This window comes from Paenibacillus tritici, assembly GCF_018207515.1.
In the GTDB taxonomy this organism is placed as follows: Bacteria; Bacillota; Bacilli; order Paenibacillales; family Paenibacillaceae; genus Paenibacillus_AQ; species Paenibacillus_AQ tritici.
The window spans coordinates 7,409,827-7,429,870 of record NZ_CP073365.1; the positions used below are offsets into that span (position 1 = coordinate 7,409,827).

Here is a 20,044-nt window from a genome sequence, read left to right on the forward strand (position 1 = left end):
GTCTTCAGGCTCTGATTGAACGACACCGTTACCTGTTCGGCTCCAGTTCAGCCAGCCTGGCGATAATCCGTCTTTTGCGGTAGAGCATACGGGCAGCCTCCGTCACATCCTCCAGCGTCTTCCGGTTGAGATACGCACCGAAGAACATGCCTGCAACCGGAACCGTCTGGAGCAGCTTTTTCCAGCCCCAATTGTCACGGTATGCCACCACTACCTCCTTCCAGCCCTGAATCTTCGAGACCGCCTCACTGGTTCCGGTACTAATGTTGCCGTCTCCGCCGGCCTGCAAATTCAGCTCCCTCAGCAGCGTGCGCTTACCGACAATATCAGAGGAAGCGAACTGCATCACCTTCACGGTGAATATCCGCTCAGCCTTGTCTGTGGGATCGTAGCCATAACATAAGCCAATCTCCTGGATGGCCTTCAATGAGAGGCCCAGCACGGCCGGAATATCGGCTGCGAGTGTGAAGATTCCGCCGAAGCCGGTGGTCGCCCCCTGGGCAGTAGCCGTATTCCAGCTTCTCTCCGACAGCCGGAGCGCAGCCGCATCCATTACAGCCAGCGGGTAAGGTCCGGTATCACGGACGCCCGCCGCCTGGCTTGTCTCTTCCATCAGCCTCCCAACCTTACGCCCGGCCACCAGATAGTTGCCGCCATTCTGGACATAACTGCCCAGCTCGTCCAGTAGCTTGCCTACCTTTTCATGGACAAGCTTCGGCGTCACTTTATCAAGCAGCTTGAACGGCAACCGGGAAATCCGGTCCCAGATCATTAGCTTATTCTGCTCTTTCTCCCACTTGGCAATCTCCGCAAGCGCGGTGTGCAGCATCTCCGGTGTCTCCGGAGGACTCCATGAACCGGCGTTATCGGCTTCTGGCATTCTAATGCGCCTCCCTCAAAATAATCTCGTCGTTATGGTTGCGTTTATCTAAGATGTACTTAAGTTTTGTACTTGAAGCTGTGTCGTCACTGCGGTGAACATTTGGTTATTTGTAGTATTACGCTAATTCCTCTGATCCGGTTCACAACCGTTATATATGTACCTGATACTTTATAACCTTATTCCCGGCAAATGATTGCACAAGCCTGCCAGGTCGGCCCCGAATCCGACAAAAAACAAACAGGCATTCCCGGAACCCATCCGACAATGCCTGTTGAAGCAGGGCTACTGCGTTTACAGAGGGTAGCTCCTACAGTTCCAAAATTCTCCTTCGTCACTTTTCCCTGTCTGTATATTTTTCAAGTTCAATCTATACAGCTAGACGCCCGCTCTAATCGCGGGCTTGGCCTCCCGGTACATCCAGTGAAGCGAGTCTGCGTTTCTCTTCCTCCAGCCTCTCTTCAGCCAGATCTACCCCGTGTCCCCCGACGGAACCCTCCGGTGCATGACGAACAGCTTCTTCGGCATGCTCCAGGCTGTTCTCTGCCTGCTCGATCATCTGCCCGGTCGGATGGCTCATAGCCTGAGTTACAGAGTTATGCAGCTTGGTTACCGCATCCTGTGCCTGATCCACCGTACTGTTAGTCCCTAGACTGGATTCGTAATGCTTCATAAGAATTCTTCCCCCTCAATCACGGTTTCTGTTCTTCTCTAGGATGGATTGGAGGCCGTATTCTTATGCAGACAGCGCCTACACCAGAAACATGGCGACAACAGTCATCGCCGCCATGCCCAGCAGGACCGGCTTCAGGTTGCGCCGGGCCAGCTCGAACGGGCTGACGCCGCAGATCGCTGCGGCGGGAATCAGCGCCCACGGGATCAGGGTGCCGCCGCCGACCCAGATGGCGGCCACCTGCCCAAGGGCGGTCAGGGTCGCCGCGCCGGAATGGATCGCGGCGGCGAACAGCCCGGCAATCGAGCCGGCCAGCGAGATGCCGGAGAAGCCGGAGCCGTCAAGACCGGTGATCGCCCCGATCACCGTCAGCGTTACGGCTCCCACGGCCCCGTTCAGCGGCACGTGATTCGCCAGGGCAACGCCGAGGTCATTCACGATGCCGTGCGAGCCGTCCGGCAGGACGTTGCCGAACAGCCCGGTGAAGGCCGAATCGCCAAGATAGAAGAAGGCGGCGATCGGGATCACGGGTCCGAAGACCTTGAAGCCGAACACGAACCCTTCAATGAGATAGGCCGTGATCTTCTCCAGCCCCTGGCCCTGGCCCCGGTGGGCCAGCAGGGTAATGACAATCAGGATCAGCACAGCGGTTCCGCCAACCAGCGCGGTAGCATCACCGCCTTGCAGATGCAGCACGAACATGCCGGCCACATCCAGCAGAAAAAGCAGCGGGATGGCAATCGCCAGCCCTTTGCGCAGACCGTCGCTCATGACGACCTGCTCCTCGTCCGTCCCGGCTTCCGGCAGCGGCCCCGCAGCGGCCGGGGAGGAGGAGGAGACCAGACCGTCTCTCCAGGTTCCGTTCTTCTGGTCTCGGCGCATCATCCAGAAGGCGCTCACCGTGGTGACCACCCCCATAACGGCAACCAGCGGAATACTGGCCTGCATCACGCTCGACACCGGAAGACCGGCAGCATCCGCAGTCAGCTTCGGAGCCCCTTGGATAATATAATCGCCCGAGAGAGCGATCCCGTGCCCGAACAGGTTCATAGCCACCGCCGCACCCAGCGCAGGCAGGCCGACCCGGATCGCGGCAGGCAACAGAACAGCCCCGACCAGCGCCACCGCAGGGGAAGGCCAGAAGAAGAACGAGGTTACCATCATGATCAGCCCGATCCCCCAGTAAGCCATCGCCGGTGTACGCAGGAACCGGGTGAGCGGAGATACCATCGTCTCGTTGATGCCTGTAATAATCAGAATCCGGCTCATGGCTACGATGATGGAGATGATCATGATCGTGCCGAGCAGCTCTTTGGTAGCATATACAAAAGAATTGAAGATCCCGGACACCGACCCGCTGATCGTAGCCGTCGCCAGCAGTCCCAGGGCCAGAATTCCGGTCACGCAGATCATAGTCGTATCCCGCCGCCGGATGAGCAGTGCCAGAATGAACACAATAAACACCAGATACACCCAATGAATCGCAGTAAGCTGTATACTCATTCCCATGATCCTGCGCCCCCCTTCCACTTCCCTACAGTAACCCGGTGCTATAAGGTATGCAGAAGGATAGGCTGTTGTTCGCCGTCACGGATTAGAAAAAGACCCCAGTCTCCACATACATGGATTCTGGGGCCAACCTGCGGATCACTCTCCGGTTACCGTTGCCTGCCGGACCTTCTGGCCCGGATGAAGGCAAGCTGCTGCAGCCTGTCCTGAGCATAGCTGCTGCCCTCCATGTCCAGGCGGCCGGTAGGGAGATTCGGAAGTTCCCGCACGGCTTCCGGTCCAGTAGCAGCGGGCAGAAGGGCACAAGTCCCGTCCCTGTGAACGATCAGACTATGGCTGGACATGGTATGAGGATCACGCACATACGCATCCAACTCGCCATAAATCTTACGCTGCAGCACGGGATCTTTGCTCATCTGCTGCAGAATATTCGGAGCGATCACAATCTCCGCCCGATCTTCCCGGACGCCTGAGGCAGCGGCACTATTCCCCTTGCTGCCATCTTTGGATACCGCCAGAATCCGCACGGACAAACCATATTTCCGCTTAATCCTGCGTGCCTGATCTTCAATGGACGCTGCGACAGCCGCCATCATCTCCGGAAAACTGAGAACAGAAGACCCGCCCATATTGCGGTCCGCCTGATGCGGTGAGCGGGTCAGCGAAGCTGCATTGATTCGTGATATGGGAATATACATCTTAGGGTTCCTCTTCTCGTGCAAAAAGTTCAGGACAACTCTTTTATCGGCGGAAAGAGGACAATCACTTAAATTACGTGCTACTCCTTAGCCAGTGCGCCCGCAGCCGCATCCTCGCCGCCCAGCCGCCCGGAGGTGAAGGAATATCCCAGCCCGACGCCATTGCCTACATAGGTATCATTGAAGAGAACACCCTCCGATTCCACGCCGACGGCATACAGCCCTTTGACCGGGACACGCCCTTCATTCAGCACCTGGAACTTGGTATTTACCAGCAGACCGCCCACCGAACAGAGATTGTTAACCTCGGAGACAATGGCATAATACGGGCCGCTGCCCATCGGAACCAGATATTCCTTCGCTTTGCCGAACTCCGTATCCATGCCGGTTTTTGCCGCTTCCTCATACAGCTTGAAGTCCGCTGCGAATACCGCCGGGTCCATGCCTGCATGTTTCGCCAGTTCCTCGATGGTGTTGCCTTTGAAGCCGTCGCCGTTCGCAACCATGGACTCGAATACTTTGTCCGCATCCTTCCAAGGCTGGTCCAGCTTGAACTTGTCTTTGTAAGGGGCATAGAATTCCGGCGGCATGCCCGGCAGCTTCGGTGCCTGAAGTCCGTTCATCCCTTTGGTTCTAAGCGCATCCATCTGCGCCTGCGACAGAATGACCAGATGATAGGCTCCGTTAAAAGCACTGGTATTCGCCGCCGCGACTGCGGTAAGTGTCGCCGCCTCATCTCTGAATCTCGCTCCGGAAGGACCGACATTCATCAGGGTTGGCAGGTAGGTCAGCATCAGCGGATAGCTGGCCTCGAACGGCTCATACTCCGCCTTCAGCTTGTCTGTGGCTCTGGCCAATGTCTGGTGAAGCATTTGTCCCCCGAAGTTATCGGGAACCTTCGCACCGGCATCCCAGGCCATCTTCAGGCCTTCACCGATGTTCTGTCCGAGTCCGCCGTTCACGCCTTCGAAGCCGAACGCTTCCTTAACCATCTCTTTATTGCCGGCATATCCTCCGGTAGCCATCACAATGCTTTTACCGGTAATCTCAAGCGTCGTCCCGTCGGACTTCTCCGCAACCACTCCGGTAACTTCGCCGTTAGTGCCTGTGATCAGCTTCTTGGCCGTTGTCTCAGTAATCACTTGGCCGCCGCCCTTCTCCACCGATGCCTTGAGCATCGCGCGCAGCAGATCCTGACGGGTCTCATATGCAGGAAGCATATGCAGCTGTTCTCCGCCAAAGTTAAGGAAGGTGGTGGTGTAGCCTTTGCCGGTCAGCCAGTCATACGTCTCACCCGACTTCGTAACATACTGGCGGATCGCTGCCGCATTCACTCTCCAGTGGTTGTTAACAATCCAGTCCCCGATCTCCTTCTCCACTTCCACTTGGAGTCCGCTGCTTAACGCTGCTGAGGAGTTGTAGAATTTGCCCGCCCAGGACAGATTGCTCGCTCCGCCAATCGTCGCTGTTTTCTCGATCAGGATAACCTTAGCACCTGCGTCCGCTGCCGACACTGCCGCTGATACACCGGATGCCCCTGCGCCCACCACGACCACATCTGCGGACAGCTGCTCGGTTTGGCCTTCTCCCGATTTCACTACAGCCTTGGATTTAAAAGCCTCCACATTGCCGCCCGCCTGCTTCACCGCATCCTCAACGGCGGTCAGAATCGCCTTGCTGGACTCAGATGCTCCGCTGACGGCATCAATATTCAAGGTCTGGCCGGTCAGTATCTCTTCCTTGATCTTGTTGATTGCTTCCACCCCGATACCGGCGGTTTCGTTCTGGCCGACCACCTCGATACCGGTGATTACGGATTCAGCGTCAAGTGTCACTTCTACCTGAATCTTGCCGTCTTTACCGTCGGCTTCCGCTTTATAGGTTCCCGCTTTGAAATCTGCCGGCACTGCACTTGTATCCGCTGGCTGCACAGCCTCCGGCGATGCCGACGGTTGTTCCGAAGCTGCCGGAGCGGCAGTCTGATTACCGCTGCAGCCGCTGATGAGCGACAGGACCATTACCAGGCATACGGTTAATATCAACATTGGTTTTGTAGCTTGCTTATGCATTCTTTCTCCCCCTGTGTGGTTAATACAGCCCTGTGTCTGTCTCTGTAAGGGCCGCTGGCTAGCCCACAAAGTGTAAACCTTGGTACAGTACCAAGGTCAATGAACGTTACGTGAAATTTTTCTCAAAGTATCACGGACTTCGTGCTCCGCTATATCCGCTCGATAGGTATATTGATCTCCAGATATGTTCTGCTGCCGTTGTTCGTGCGTTCTGTGAACAGGATTTTACCGTTGATATCGCCGCTGATCCGGCAATTCTGCGCCTTCGCATAATCCAGCATGAAACCGAAGGACTCCCGTTCGAGGTATTCCTCATATTCGCTGACAATCACTGCAGAGATGCAGACAGCAGGCTCCAGGTACTCGGTACTGTCATCCAGGCAGACCTCCAGCTTCTGCTGATCCTCCGCAAGCAGCGCAAGCCCCCAGCTGTAATCCAGCTCATCCGTTCCATAGATACCATCGGTATTCTCAATCCGGAAGGAGTAGAAGGTGAACGGCAGCAGCTCCATCCAGGACTGCACGGTCTTTTTGAGCCCCTCCTTCTGGAGCAGATGATTCTTGTTCGTCTGTTGAATCCGGTACATCCCCGGCACTTGCCTGATGGTACAGGTATAAAAAGATTCACTGATCCCCCCAAGCTCGGCATGAATCTCCTGAATCTTGCCAAGCAGCAGCGTACTGCGCCGGATCTCCTCTTCCAGCTGCATACCGGCAGCGGCAATGGACTCCACCACTTGCTCGGACGGCGCGTCTCTGATCAATCCCGCCACCGCCTGAAGCGGAATCTGCATACTCCGGTACCACCTGCTCGACAACAAATTCCGCGCGTCCAGGTCACTGAAATACCGGTAATTATTATGATTGTCCTTCATCGGCCGGACAATATCATGCTTCTCATATAAACGCAGTGTATCCGCCGTCACTCCCAGAATGGACGCAAATTCACCGATAGAATATTTCATCAGCAGCCCCCCAGCTTACTTGATCGCATTCTTCCCCGCCTGTCATTCACATCATTAATGATAGTGGGTTACGCCGGGAGACATTGTGGATTATGTCACACCGTTCCTGCCGGATCTGGTGTATTGGCTTTTCCTGTCGCCGGTGACGGCGGCATGGGCTATACTTGAAGATACTGAAGAACTATGAAGAACGGAGGCGGCAGCCATGCCCGCAAATCTGACAGACAAGATCGCAAACCTTCCTTTAACGCCGGGCGTGTACCTGATGAAGGACAGCCTGGGCCATATCATCTATGTCGGCAAAGCGAAGCAGCTCAGGAAGCGGGTCCAGTCTTATTTTTATAATAATAAAGGACATTCGCCTAAGGTGAAGCAGCTCGTCAAGCATATCCGCGATCTCGACTATAGGCTGACCGATACGGAATTCGAAGCCTTCATGCTGGAATGCCAGCTCATCAAAGAGCTCAAGCCGATGTATAACCGCAAGATGAAAAACCCGCTTGCCTACAGCTACATCTCCATCGTGGATAACGGGCCGTACCGGCAGATTGAGATCGGCTATGAGCCAAGCCCGCAGGCGGACAGCCTCACCTATGGCCCCTATACCAGCCGGAGTACTGTCGAGAGAGCGGTGCAGGGCATTAAGGAATCGCAGCGAATCCTCTGCAGCAGTCCCCATTCCCGGACTACCCGTTGTCTCAACCATTCGCTGGGCTTATGTATAGGGATGTGCGGGGGCGGTGAGGCGGTGAAGCAGTATGAAGCGGTCATGGAGCAAATCATCCGCTTATTGAACGGGAACAGCAGCTCGATTGTCAGCGGACTGGAGGCCCGGATGGAGGAAGCGGCGCTGCGGTTTGACTATGAGACGGCCGCCAAATACCGGGATTACCTGGGAGCCGTTCACTCGCTGCTGCACAAGGAGAAGGTGATCGGATTCACCGGGGAGAACAAGAATATTGTCGTGCTGGAGCCGGTGGACGAGCAGTCCTGCAAGCTGATCCTCATCAAGGGCAGCGTAATTCTCTACCGCACCCTTCTGGCCGCGGAAGATCTCAGCAGCGGACAGCTAACCGGAATGATCACTGCGGCCGCACGAGAGTATTTCCGCAGCAGCAGCCTTGTCGCGGCTACAGAAGAGATGAGCCGCCACAAGATCGACGAGGCTCAGATCATCTACAGCTATCTTAAGAGCAGCTCCGGCCATTATCTGCTCGTTCCGCAGGAGTGGCTGGAGGATGACGGTAGAGCTGAGCTGGGAGAAGCGATGAACGAGTTGATCGGGAACGCATTATAACCGGCGCTGGCTGGAGCCGTCATCTGCTCGAAGGCTCCAGCCAGCCCGGCTATACAGGTTACACTTGCGCAGTAGGACGGATCACGATCTCGTTCACATCAATGTCATCCGGCTGTTCAATCGCGTAGGCAATGGCCCGCGCTACTGCATCCGGTGCCATTGCCAGCCTGTCGCGGACGGCGGCAAGCTGATCTCTTATTGCCGTGTCTGTCACACCCTCGGTGAAGCCGGTCTTGACGATACCGGGTGAGATGATGGTGACGCGCAGCTTGTCGCCCGCCTCCTGGCGCAGCCCCTCCGAGATGGCACGCACGGCGAATTTTGTTCCCGAGTAGACCGACTGGTTAGGAACAGTCTTGTGTCCCGCTGTAGAGGCAGTGTTCACGAAATGTCCGAAGCCCTGCTCCCGGAAGATTGGCAGTGCTGCGGCAATCCCATACAGAACCCCTTTAAGGTTAACGTCAATCATGTCCTCCCAATCCTCGACGCGCAGATCGTCAAGCGGGGAGATCGGCATCACTCCGGCATTGCTGAGTAGCACATCTATCTTCCCGTACCGTTCACAGGCCAGTGCAACAAGCCTGCTTAGATCTTCCCGCTGTCTTACGTCTGTGCTTGCATAAACGGCTTCACCGCCATTGTTCACAATGCGTGCCGCCAGCGTCGCCAGACGCTCAACTCCGCGCGCTCCAAGCACTACCTTGGCCCCGCGCTCCGCAAGGAGCAGCGCTGCCGCCTCCCCAATCCCGCTGCTCGCACCCGTAATGACAACAACTTTATCCTCAATGCTCATACTGTATCCTTCTCTCTAGAGTCTAATGGTCTTACCTGTCCATTGTACGTAAACAGCGGTCTCATCAGGTAGACAGATCGCCTCCGATTCTTGCCTAATCCTCTTCGGCGGGGATATAATTAGCCATTAGACTTTGGCGGAAAGGAGCAATGAAGCATGAACGGCATCTCTTCCCTCTCTACTCTCTCTGTCCACTTACAAGAACTGATTCTGCTAATTCAGCGTCATGCACCTTCAGAAGGAACACATGCTTCATCAGTACCGGAGTTATGCTTCAGACATGCAAGCCAGGTGTCCGAGCCGAGACATTCTGTCAATACGCCTTCGTTATACGTGATCGTACAAGGCTCCAAGACAGCCACGCTGGCGGGAGATACTTACCTATGCAGTCCGGCCAGCTACATCGTCAGCCCGGTGCATCTGCCTGTGGTCGGGATGATTACGGAAGCTTCGCCGGAGCTTCCTTATCTGAGCCTGCAGCTGTCTATCCGTCCGGAGGTCATCCTGGACATCATGCACAGGAGCAGTACGCAGCGCGATACAAAGACGGAACGCGGTATACTGCTAGGCCAATCCGATACGCCTCTGCTGGAGGGGCTGGTCCGCCTGGTCCGTCTTCTGGATACCCCTGAGGATATTGAGTTCCTCGCGCCGATGATCATCCGCGAGATTCTGTACCGTGTGATGAAAGGTGATCAGGGGGCATTCCTCAGCCGGTTCTCCATTGCCGGCAGCTATTCTTATAACATCTCCAACGTGATCCAGCGGATTAACCGCGATTACTCCAAGCCCCTTGTGATTGAAGAATTAGCGAAGGAAGCCCATATGAGCCCTTCTTCCCTGCATAAGCATTTCAAAAAGGTCACAGCGATCAGCCCCCTGCAGTATCAGAAGGCCATCCGGCTGCAGCACGCACGCCGCTTGCTGCTGTCAGAGGGATTAGAAGCCGCTGACGCAGGCTTTCGCGTGGGCTACGAGAGTCCTTCCCAGTTCAGCCGGGAGTATGCCCGCATGTTCGGGCGTTCTCCCATGAACGATGTTAAGCATCTGCGTAATACCTTAAGTGTTCATGGGAATGGATAATGTCGAGGGATATTATGAAGATAATGCTGAGTGAGTGGGCTATGTTGTCTTGTTGTATAGAAGCAAGTGGAAAAACGTCTCTTAATTTCTCCGTTTCCGAGCGATCAGTGGAAGTAAGTGGAAATCCAACATCTAATTAAGTTAGTTTTAGCTACAATCGAGGGAATGGAAAGATTTAAGTGTCATTTATCCAACTCTTGATCTAACATCGGCCATTCTTTCAGCAGCAAGTGGAGAAAATCCAACTGCTTCCGATTCTTATCACTGGAGCTTGTCCGGCGTTACGTTACTTTCTGCACCCTCTACACACTTATCTGGCATAGTGCCTGTCCGGGTGCTACAATAGATCGCTCAATGAGCGTTACTGTACTCAGACTGTGAAGCCTTTACAACACCCCCCAATATAAGGGAAGCAGTTTTTATACTTAATTGTGCACACCAAAAAGCTGCCCTCCGGTATGACCGGTCGGACAGCCTGGTATGAAGCCTTTACTGTGGAGCATTCGCCATCTTATCATGATACCGTCCTCTGGGCACAACCAGCGGAGAACCCGAGACAGGGTCAGGAATGACCGTGCAATCCAGACCGAAGATTTCTTTGACCCGCGTACTTGTAATGACCTCTGCCGGGGTCCCCTCAGCAACAAGCTTGCCCGTGTGAAGCGCAAAGATATGATCGGCATACCGCGCGGACAAGTTGATATCATGCAGCACCATTACAATGGTGGTCCCGTGCTTGCGGTTCAGATCGGTGAGCAGATCCAGAATCTCAACCTGATAAGTGATGTCCAGAAAGGTTGTCGGCTCATCAAGAAACAGGATGTCGGTCTGCTGCGCCAGGGCCATGGCAATCCAGACACGCTGCTGCTGGCCGCCTGAGAGCTCATCAATATTACGGTTGGCGAATTCGGTGATATTCATAATCTCCATCGCTTCGGCAACCGCTTCGTAGTCCTTCCTGGACCAGCCGCCAAGCAGAGACTGATGCGGGAACCTGCCGCGTCCCACCAGATCAGCTACCGAAATTCCCTCGGGCACAATGGGAGATTGCGGAAGCAGGCCGATGACCCGGGCCAAGGCTTTGGCCGGGATGGCGGAGATCGGCTTGCCGTCAAGCGTGACCCGGCCTGCGGTATGCTTGATCAGTCTGGCCATGGTTTTGAGCAGGGTAGACTTCCCGCAGCCGTTGGAGCCGATAATTACGCTGATCTGACGGTCCGGGATTACCAGATCTACACCGTGGATAACCGTCTTGTTCTCATAGCCCGCTACGACCTGCTCAGCACCAAACACATGTGTCGGTTTCATTATAACTCTCCCTTTCGATTCATGCGGATTAACAGGAAGATCAGATAAGGCGCTCCGAGTAATCCGGTAATGATGCCTACAGGGAATCTGTACTCAAAAGCAAATTGTCCAATCAGATCCGACGCCAGGACCAGATTCACCCCGACAAGGCCTGCCGGGATGATGCTGGAGGCGCCTGTACCCACCAGTCTTTTGGCAATCGGTCCCGACAGGAAGGAGACAAACGCAATTGGTCCTGTAGTGGCCGTAGCTATCGCAACCATGCAGACGGAGCTGACAATCAGTGCAATTCTGGTCTTGTCGGTACTTACTCCAAGCGAGGTAGCCGATTGCTCCCCCAGCTCCAGGATACTCAGATGCTTGCCCAGCAGAATAATGATCGGCGAACAGAGGAGTACAATGATTACCAGCGGCGGAAGCTCGTGCATCTGTGAACCGTTGAGACTGCCGGTAAGCCAGCGGATCGCTGAAGGAATATCCTTCTCGGAGCCGATCAGCAGCAGGTAGGAGATGACCGCATCCAGCATCGCCTGCAGGCCTATCCCGATCAGAATTAACCGCCCGATGGAGAAGGTCCGGCCTCTGGAGAGGGCATAAATCAGCAGCACGGTGGCAAGTCCCGCGATTACGGATGCAATGGAGACTACGGCTCCGCTGGCATGAAGGATAACGATGCAGTATACCGCCGCCGAACTGGAGCCGGAAGTAATGCCAATAACATTCGGGTTCGCCAGCGGGTTGCGCAGCATCGTCTGGAAGGTATACCCGGCAATGCCAAAGGCAAATCCGGCAAAAAGACCCGCCAGCATCCGCGGCAGCCGGATAATATTCACAGCGAAGGAGACACCCTTGAGCTCTTCCCCGGAGAGTGCACGGAGTACATCAGTAACCGGATAGATGGTATTCCCGAGCAGCAGCATCGCGCAGCACAGCATACAGGCCAGTACGGCAAGAAGGCTGGTTACCAGTATGCCCCGGCGGTGTCTTTGACGTCTGCCAGCCATAATAAATTCAACCGATTGATTTCTCATAAGGATCGCACTTTCGATTTCATGGCTAATAGAATTAGGATTGGTGCCCCTACGAATGCCGTGACCACACCGACTTCCAGCTCTCCGGGACTTCCGATCAACCTGCCGCCTACATCGGAGATGGTCAGAATAATGGCTCCAGTAATCGCTGACATCGGGATCACGAACCGCAGGTCCGATCCCAGGATCAGCCGGATAACGTGAGTGGACAATAAGCCGATGAAGCCGATCGGCCCGGCCAGTGCTGTAACTGCGCCGCATAATAATACACCCGCCAGCGCGGCAATAAGCCGCAGTGTGCCTGTGCGGACCCCAAGGCCCGTTGCTACATCATCGCCCAGGGCCAGCGCATTCAGAGCCGGAGCCGAAAGGAAAGCAATCAGGATGCCGACGAGCAGGAACGGGATAAATGTGGTAATGCCGCTCCAGCTGCCCGCCCCCACGCTGCCCACCTGCCAGAACCGGAACTGGTCCATGACATAAGAACGAGGAATCATAATGGCGGTAACCAGAGAGGACAAGGCTGCGCTGATGGCAGCACCTGCCAGAACGAGCTTAATGGGCGTGGCTCCGCCACGCCCCATGGAGCCGATTCCGAATACGAATACCGCCGTAATGGCAGCCCCGGCTAAGGCCAGCCATATGTACTGGTTAGCAGAGCTGATGTTCAGGAAAGCAATTCCGCATACCACGAACAAGGATGCCCCTGTATTCACTCCCAGGATGCTCGGGTCGGCAATCGGGTTGCGGGTAACCGCCTGCATCAATGCTCCCGATACTCCGAGCGCCCCGCCGCACATCAGGCTGAATACCGTCCGTGAGATCCGCTTGCGGACCACGCTAGCCCCATAGCTGTCCACCTCTGGACGGAATAACCCGTCGATAAGCTCATTCCAGCTTACCTGACGGGCTCCCAGCACCAGTGAGGCGATAACGCACAAGATCAGCAGGACCAGGCAGCTTATCAGCACCATAGTGAAATTCTTCGGGATATGAAGTTTTAACTTGTTGTCGTCCGAGACCGATGAACTAATCATTTTAATTTATCAATAGCTCCCCCGATTAAAGCAAGGTAATCATCAATCGTATACGCAATGGACAGCGGGTTCGGTGTTCCGGCAGCGACCAGCGGGGTATCGCTGTCGATGAAGGCTACCGATCCCCGTTCAATCGCAGGGATTGTGCCGAGCAGTGAATCCGCCTGGAGCGTTTTAAGCAATTCGTCATTTCCGTACCCCACGATCAGATCGGCATCATACAAGGCCTCAACATTCTCTGAGCTTAAGCTGAGCGAGTAGCTTGTAGGGTCTGTAATCTGTGAGGTAATGCTCTCAGGATATACCATCCCCAGCTCATATAAGAATGCGACACGGGAGTCTACCGGAGTATAAATATGCAGTTTCGACAAATCTTCAGCGGAGAAGTTGACCCATACCACCTTTTTGCCGTTAATCTGCGGGTATTTGCTCAGCTTGTCGTTGACCATAGCCTCAGTGTCCTTGATGAGCTGTTCGCCTTCTGCCTTCATGCCCATACCTTCTGCGTTCAGCAGCACCTGCTCGCGCCATGTCGTCGCCCAGGCAGCCGTCGGATAGGCTACTACCGGCGCAATCTGGCTCAGTGTATCGTAATCTTCCTTCGTTAGGCCGGAATATGCAGCAAGAATAACATCCGGATTGGCATCGGAGATAGCCTCGAAGTCCAGACCGTCGGTATCCTGGAACACATTCGGATCAGTAACATTCAGCTCCTTCAGCTTGTCTGCTGTCCAAGGCAGCAGCCCGCTGCCATCCTGTACGCCGAAGTTCGCAGCCGAGAAGCCTACGGGTACCACACCATGGGCAAGAGCCACATCATGGTTGGCCCATTGCACAGTAACAACGCGTTCCGGCTTGCTCTTAATTACAGCTTCGCCCAGCGCGTGCTTAATGGTAATCGGATAGGTAACCTCAGCCTGTGCAGCAGGCGCTTCAGTGCTGGTTGCTTCGCTTGTTGCAGCAGCCGTTGCAGCCGGAGAAGGTGAAGCGGCTGAATTCGACTGATTGGAGGAGCAGCCCGCCAGCGCTATAGTTAGTGCCAAGGGAATGAATAATGTCTTCAAGGAGAACTTTCTGGTGCTGTTCATGTGTGTGGACCCTTCCTTATCTGAATATGATTTTTGTGTTCCTGTAAGGGGTTAACCAGTGGCACAGGAGAATATTATGCAACTTTATACGATAATGAGAATCATTATCGATAAATATAAAGGTGCAAGCTCAGGTTGTCAACGAAAAAATAGAGTTTTGGGAAAAAACACAGCACATTCTCAGAGGTACGTTCTCATGGGGAGTATGAATGCTCTGTGTTCTATTGTGTTCGGTTTAATACGAAAATAAAAGTATCGGAAAATGCGCCGCAGACTGGATTTTGACAAAAAAAGACCCACCGCCCCAAAATAACGTTTCGTTTTTTTTGAAAAAGGGGAGACTATTGGATAGGATTTAATTGCACGCTATACCCTAACTGCTGGATATATTGCACGTACCGATCCAACGGGTTTTTCTTGGACGTCTCATCGCCTAGTGAGACGTCTATTTCTTGGTATGACCTTTTCTCCCGCATCAGGGCATGGAGGATTCGAATCAGCAAATGCGCGGTGGCGACGTTTGCTTTTTTATCTCCCCGTCTCTTACGAATTCGTCGAAAGAATTGGCCGATCCGGTTCGATGAGCGAGAGTTCGCCCAAGCCGCCTGGCACAAGGCCCCTTTCAGATGCTTGTTCCCTTGCATCGTTTTTGACTTTTTTCGCTTTCCAGCGCTTTCGTTGTTCCCTGGACACACCCCCGCCCATGAAGCAAACTGCGCATCGCTCGGGAACATTTCCGCGACATGCGGCCCCACTTCTGCAAAGATGGTCACGGCAGACGTCCGCTCAATTCCTGGAATGGAGTCAATTTGTTCGATCATCTCCAGGTAGGGTTCTGCCTTCGCCTCGATTCGAGCTTCCAGCTCAGTGATCCGTTTCTCCAAATAGACCAAGTGGTCCCAATGGTCTCGAATCATCTCGCGATGATGACGGCGCAACTTGCCATTGAGCGCGTCTAGCAACTGCGGAACTTTCTTTTTTAAACGGGTTTTGACCAGGTTTTTAACGGTCACTTCGTCTACGACCTCGCCGTCCATGATCTTCTGGAGCAGGCCCCGTCCCGAAACCCCATATAGATCGGACATAAAGGTGGTTAGCTTGATGTTGGCATCCTGCAGGATTTTGTGAATGCGGTTTTTCTCCGCCGTCACCGCCTGCACCATCTTACTCCGGTAACGGGTCAAATCTCGCAAATCCCGGATGTCCTGTTCTGGCACCATACTGCCTTCAATGAGCCCGCAACGGTGCAATTGCGCTAACCAGCGCGCATCTTGCATGTCACTTTTTCGACCCGGCATATTCTTTACCCGCTGGGCGTTGGCCAAGACAAGATCACAACTGCCCTCTAAGATGTTCCATACCGGTTTCCAAAACACGCCGGTACTCTCCATCACCACTTCCCGGCACCCGTGTTCACTCAGCCAATCTTGCAGTCCTAACAATTCTCGGGTTGTCGTCCCAAAGGTTTTCAGGTGACATTGTGGTTTCTGTTCGATCGGTCCTTTTAACACGCAGGCCACAACGGTTTCCTGGTGCACGTCCAGACCGGCGCAACACATACGTACAGCATCCATTCCAATCATCCTCCATCGTCAGCTTACAAATCATGCGCTCGAGTGAGTGTAATTTAATACACGTACTTTTTGGGGGGTACAATAGGCGATGCTCGAAAAGCGCAATAGAACGGTTTTTCGCACGGGGTGTATCCCAGTAACCGCGTCCGCCCTTTGATTTGTATATGTAGTGTTGACGACTACAGCATCTTTTAGAATGGATGCGACGGATGCCACCCACTTATTTTCATTCCTGGGGGTGACAAGGCCTTTGCCTTGTCATGCCTGTTTTTCGTGTACATTCTATGCCCTTTGCAGCCGAATTCGGCAGTCTTAGGGAAGCGGAAAATTTATTACGCGAAGCCTATACATTCTTATCTTTTCACAAAAAAAAGGCCGCCCTCCGGTATCCATACACCGGTAAGAGCAGCCTCTTGAATATTGTAAGATCCGCCAGCGGCGCTGGCCGGATTGATATTAGATTAAGCCAGCAGCGAGCGCACGCCTTCGCTAAGCGGTGTCTGCGGACGGTTCAGCAGCTTCTCCAGATCGCCGCTCTCGATATTCAGTGCACCATCGCGGATGGCTCCCTGAATAGCTACCACGATCGGCAGTGCCGCTTCCGGCACGCCTGCACCCGCCATAATCTTCGCATAGGTGGCGTCATCCACCTGTTGCACAGCAACCTCCTGGCCCAGAACCTCACCAACCACGGCTGCCAGCTCTGCTTGAGTAAGCGGTGTGCCGGACAATTCGTAGATGGCATTCTCACGGCTCGATCCTGCCAGAACAGCCGCAGCCGCCTCGGCATAATCGCTGCGTGTTGCCCAGCCCACCTTGCCGTCTTCCGCAGAGGTCAGCCAAGGTGCGCCAGCCTTAACAGCCTGAATGGAGCCGACTTCATTCTCCAGATACCAGTTGTTGCGCAGGAAAGCATACGGAATGCCGGATTCACGGATGAACTCTTCAGTCGCACGGTGTACCGGTGCCAGGAACAGGGAGCTGTTCTCGGCATCGCCTACGCTGGTATAGGCGATGAAGCCGACCCCTGCACGGACAGCGGCGTCCACAGCAGCCTTATGCTGGCGGATACGTGTATCATTGTCGCCGTCTGCCGAGACAATCAGCAGGCGCTCTACTCCGGCAAACGCTGCATCCAGAGTCTCCGGCTGATCGAAATCACCGTGACGGACATCCACGCCCTGTGCCTTCAGCTTCTCTGCCTTCTCCGGGTTTCTGACGCTGGCTACAATATTCTCAGCCGGTACCGTCTTCAGCAATGTCTCTGCTACGATCGAACCAAAGTGACCTGTTGCTCCTGTTAATGCGATTTTCATGTCAATTCCTCCAATGGGGTTCTTTTATTTGAACATCTCTGCTGATTCTTGTTGATCCAAGGTAATCCTTCATCCTGTAACTATTGTAGTTACATGTAGGCAGAATGTCAAATGGTTTATTTTCACCGGGCAGTCTTGAAATAACGGTAGATCTGCTCCAGCTTACGGCTCTGCTTGCCCTTCGGGCTCTCCATATTGCCGAACTCGAAGAATTTCACCTTGCGGATGCCTACGTAATTAAACAGGGCTTTGCGCATCAGCGCCTTATGAGAGTTGTTCAGCCACAGCAGCGGATAATGGGTTGGCCCCTTCATGACAGAAATGCAGACGACGCTCTTGCCCTTGAGCAGGCCTTCCGGCAGAAGTCCGCCCTTATCCCGGTACGCGAACCCGGAAGCAAACATCCGGTCAATATAACCCATCAGCATGGCTGGCGGCCGCCCCCACCAGATCGGATAGACCAGCACAACCTGATCCGCCCACAGCAGTTGTTCCCTGTATTCCGCCAGCTCCGGGTCACGGTACATATCCCTTCTCCGCTTATTCTCATTAAACACCAGTACCGGATCGAAACCGGCCTCATACAAATCAAGCACTTTGACTTCGTTAATCTTCGTATTCTCCTTGCTGCCGCGCAGCACTTCCTGCAGAAAAGCATAGCTGAGACTGCGGTGATTCGGATGTGTATAAATAACGAGTGTGTTCATCAGTGGTATTCCCCTTTAGTTGTCATTTGATAACAAAAACATAGCATAGTTTTAATTTAGTTGTCAAATGATAATTGTTTTTTGATAATTAATTTGGTATGGTTCCTTTGAGGTGATCTTATGGACAACAACCAGCTGTTTCAGAAATTCGTAGCCTTCAGTGCTGCCGTCCATCAAATAACAAGTGATATAACCAAAGATGTGAAATCAGAGGCCTTAACGCCGCTGCAATATAAAATTCTCGAATACATCGCTGTCAGCCAGCCGGTAACACTCAGCGAGGTCAGTGACTGTATGCAGATGTCGATGCCCAATACAAGCCGTGAAGTGAAAAAGCTCAGCGAGAAGGGCGTCTGTACCCGGATCACCGACCCGGATGACCGCCGCAAGCAGGGGATCACGCTCTCTGCCGCAGGTGAAGCGCTGATGAATGAAGCCTTTCAGCAGATCGCCGTCCGGTTCGAGCAGCGTATTGCCGGTATCACGGCTGCAGAACGCAAAGAGATCGAGCAGGCGCTCGATCTCTTGCAGCACAAAGTATTTTATTAAACTTAGACCATCCTAATCTCTATTACAACAATGGTTATTTCACAGCCACGCCCTTCGCCGGTATCTCAGCAGGGGCTTCCTTGCGTTTGATGAAGAAGGACAGAATCAGCGCAGCTACTGCGGCTCCTGTCGTTACCATGGAAGCCACATTCATTCCGTGAATTAGGCTGTGGACATCTCCCGCTGGTTGCGGGCCGCCGCCGCTATGAGTCATTATGGTGACCAGCAGCGCTGTTCCGATGGAACCGGCGACGGTCCGCAGCGTGGTGTTCACCGGAATCCCATGCCGGATCAGGGCAGGCGGGAGAGAATTCATGCCGCTGGTGATAACCGGCAGTAAGGTCAGGCTGACGCCGACCATCCGCAGAGAATAGCCAACCATCAGGAACGTATAGGTCGTGTGCTCTGTCAGATTCGAGAACAGCAAGGCCGAGAGGACCGTCAGACTGAGTCCGGTGATGACCATCGTCCGGGCACCTATTTTATCGAACAGCCTGCCCGCTATGGGCGACATGATACAGATGAGAATCGCACCGGGGAGCAGCATGAGACCTGACTTGAGCGCGGTATAACCAAGCATCGTCTGCATGTAGATAGGGAGCAGTAATTGGGCGCTCAGCATGATAATCATCAGAATCATACTGATCACTGTAGCCATAGTAAAAGCAGGACTGGTGAATACCCGCAGCTCCAGCAGAGGATTCTCCATAGTCAATTGCCGCCAGACGAACAGGCCCAGCGCGATGAACCCGACCGCCAGGGAGATCAGCACCTCCGTGCTTCCCCACCCTCTGCTGCCGGAGACGCTGAATCCGTATAATACACCGCCGAAGCCAAGCGAGGATAACGTCATGGATAACGCATCCACCTTACTTTTCACCTGCGGGGTAACATTCTTAACGAGTAAGACTCCAATGACGGTGATTAGCAGCGAGCATGGAGCCAGAGCATAGAACAGCAAACGCCAGGAATGATCCTCGACCAGCCAGCCGTTCAATACAGGTCCGATGGCCGGGGCGAAATTAATGGCAAGCCCGATCATCCCCATCGTGAACCCCCGCTTAGCCACCGGGATCAGGATGAACGTTAACGTCTGCACCAGGGGAAGCATGATGCCCACTCCGACGGCCTGCACGATTCTTCCGGTGAGCAGCAGTCCGAAATTCGGCGAGACCGCACACAGGAGCGTTCCCGCGGTCAGCATGCCCATGGCAAAGACGAAGACCTGCTTGGTTGTAAACCGCTGAATCAGAAAAGCCGTGATCGGAACCACGATGCCTGTAACCAGGGCAAAAGCCGTTGTCAGCCATTGGGCAGTACTTGTGGACACCTGGAAATCGCCCATAATGTTCGGCAGCGCTGTATTCAGTGAAGATTGATTCAGCAGCCCCAGCATAGTCCCGATAATTAGAATAGCCATGATTAGTACGGTTCCCTTTGGTATTTTCTCCATTTTAATTCCCCTCC

The 20,044-nt window shown here is 54.1% G+C and carries 18 protein-coding genes; 3 read left to right on the plus strand and 15 right to left on the minus strand.

Annotation, left to right across the window (positions count from 1 at the left end):
* Positions 1 to 28 precede the first annotated feature (28 nt).
* From KDC22_RS31810 to KDC22_RS31835, 6 genes are all read right to left on the minus strand, one after another.
* Positions 29 to 880, minus strand: coding sequence for an EcsC family protein (locus tag KDC22_RS31810; RefSeq protein WP_211721505.1), 852 nt, complete (start codon positions 878 to 880; stop codon positions 29 to 31).
* 391 nt (positions 881 to 1,271) lie between these two features.
* Positions 1,272 to 1,553, minus strand: a complete 282-nt coding sequence (locus tag KDC22_RS31815; RefSeq protein WP_211721506.1) for a hypothetical protein — start codon at positions 1,551 to 1,553, stop codon at positions 1,272 to 1,274.
* 78 nt (positions 1,554 to 1,631) lie between these two features.
* Complete coding sequence (locus KDC22_RS31820; protein ID WP_211724275.1) at positions 1,632 to 3,056, minus strand: hypothetical protein; 1,425 nt, start codon at positions 3,054 to 3,056, stop codon at positions 1,632 to 1,634.
* Between the two features lie 155 nt (positions 3,057 to 3,211).
* Entirely contained in the window at positions 3,212 to 3,760 is a 549-nt protein-coding gene (locus KDC22_RS31825; RefSeq protein WP_211721507.1) for a hypothetical protein, read from the minus strand.
* 80 nt (positions 3,761 to 3,840) lie between these two features.
* Complete coding sequence (locus KDC22_RS31830; RefSeq protein WP_246553154.1) at positions 3,841 to 5,805, minus strand: FAD-binding protein; 1,965 nt, start codon at positions 5,803 to 5,805, stop codon at positions 3,841 to 3,843.
* A gap of 173 nt (positions 5,806 to 5,978) precedes the next feature.
* Entirely contained in the window at positions 5,979 to 6,794 is an 816-nt protein-coding gene (locus KDC22_RS31835) for a MerR family transcriptional regulator (protein ID WP_211721509.1), read from the minus strand.
* Positions 6,795 to 6,999: 205 nt separating this feature from the next.
* On the opposite strand from KDC22_RS31835, the gene KDC22_RS31840 reads away from it, so the two are divergent.
* The gene (locus tag KDC22_RS31840; RefSeq protein WP_211721510.1) at positions 7,000 to 8,091 is read left to right on the plus strand and encodes a GIY-YIG nuclease family protein; all 1,092 of its coding nucleotides are present in this window, start codon (positions 7,000 to 7,002) and stop codon (positions 8,089 to 8,091) included.
* Positions 8,092 to 8,149: 58 nt separating this feature from the next.
* Here the strand turns inward: KDC22_RS31840 and KDC22_RS31845 are convergent, their stop codons facing one another.
* Positions 8,150 to 8,884 (minus strand): SDR family oxidoreductase, encoded by a 735-nt coding sequence (locus KDC22_RS31845; protein ID WP_173133935.1) that lies wholly within the window; start codon positions 8,882 to 8,884, stop codon positions 8,150 to 8,152.
* 156 nt (positions 8,885 to 9,040) lie between these two features.
* Here KDC22_RS31845 and KDC22_RS31850 point away from each other — a divergent pair, with 156 nt between their 5' ends.
* Positions 9,041 to 9,967, plus strand: coding sequence for an AraC family transcriptional regulator (locus KDC22_RS31850; protein ID WP_211721511.1), 927 nt, complete (start codon positions 9,041 to 9,043; stop codon positions 9,965 to 9,967).
* A gap of 489 nt (positions 9,968 to 10,456) precedes the next feature.
* On the opposite strand, the gene KDC22_RS31855 is transcribed toward KDC22_RS31850, so the two are convergent.
* The 7 genes from KDC22_RS31855 to KDC22_RS31885 form a co-directional block, all read right to left on the minus strand.
* Positions 10,457 to 11,275, minus strand: a complete 819-nt coding sequence (locus tag KDC22_RS31855) for an ABC transporter ATP-binding protein (RefSeq protein ID WP_173133941.1) — start codon at positions 11,273 to 11,275, stop codon at positions 10,457 to 10,459.
* Positions 11,275 to 12,306, minus strand: coding sequence for a FecCD family ABC transporter permease (locus KDC22_RS31860; protein WP_211721512.1), 1,032 nt, complete (start codon positions 12,304 to 12,306; stop codon positions 11,275 to 11,277). The genes KDC22_RS31855 and KDC22_RS31860 overlap by 1 nt, the downstream gene beginning before the upstream one ends.
* A complete protein-coding gene (locus tag KDC22_RS31865) occupies positions 12,303 to 13,343 on the minus strand; it encodes a FecCD family ABC transporter permease (protein WP_211721513.1) in 1,041 nt (346 codons plus the stop codon). The genes KDC22_RS31860 and KDC22_RS31865 overlap by 4 nt, the downstream gene beginning before the upstream one ends.
* Positions 13,340 to 14,431 carry an iron-siderophore ABC transporter substrate-binding protein gene (locus KDC22_RS31870; protein WP_211721514.1) on the minus strand — a complete coding sequence of 364 codons (1,092 nt, stop codon included), beginning with the start codon at positions 14,429 to 14,431 and terminating at the stop codon, positions 13,340 to 13,342. Before KDC22_RS31870 ends, KDC22_RS31865 begins: the two co-directional genes overlap by 4 nt.
* Positions 14,432 to 14,772: 341 nt before the next feature.
* The gene (locus KDC22_RS31875; RefSeq protein ID WP_211721515.1) at positions 14,773 to 16,005 is read right to left on the minus strand and encodes an IS110 family RNA-guided transposase; all 1,233 of its coding nucleotides are present in this window, start codon (positions 16,003 to 16,005) and stop codon (positions 14,773 to 14,775) included.
* A 461-nt stretch (positions 16,006 to 16,466) separates the two neighbouring features.
* Entirely contained in the window at positions 16,467 to 17,321 is an 855-nt protein-coding gene (locus KDC22_RS31880; protein ID WP_211721516.1) for an SDR family oxidoreductase, read from the minus strand.
* Positions 17,322 to 17,443: 122 nt separating this feature from the next.
* Positions 17,444 to 18,028: an NAD(P)H-dependent oxidoreductase gene (locus KDC22_RS31885; protein WP_211721517.1), complete on the minus strand. Its 585-nt coding sequence runs from the start codon at positions 18,026 to 18,028 to the stop codon at positions 17,444 to 17,446.
* A gap of 120 nt (positions 18,029 to 18,148) precedes the next feature.
* On the opposite strand from KDC22_RS31885, the gene KDC22_RS31890 reads away from it, so the two are divergent.
* Entirely contained in the window at positions 18,149 to 18,577 is a 429-nt protein-coding gene (locus tag KDC22_RS31890) for a MarR family winged helix-turn-helix transcriptional regulator (RefSeq protein ID WP_211721518.1), read from the plus strand.
* 34 nt (positions 18,578 to 18,611) lie between these two features.
* On the opposite strand, the gene KDC22_RS31895 is transcribed toward KDC22_RS31890, so the two are convergent.
* Entirely contained in the window at positions 18,612 to 20,030 is a 1,419-nt protein-coding gene (locus tag KDC22_RS31895; protein WP_211721519.1) for a DHA2 family efflux MFS transporter permease subunit, read from the minus strand.
* Between the last annotated feature and the right edge of the window lie 14 nt (positions 20,031 to 20,044).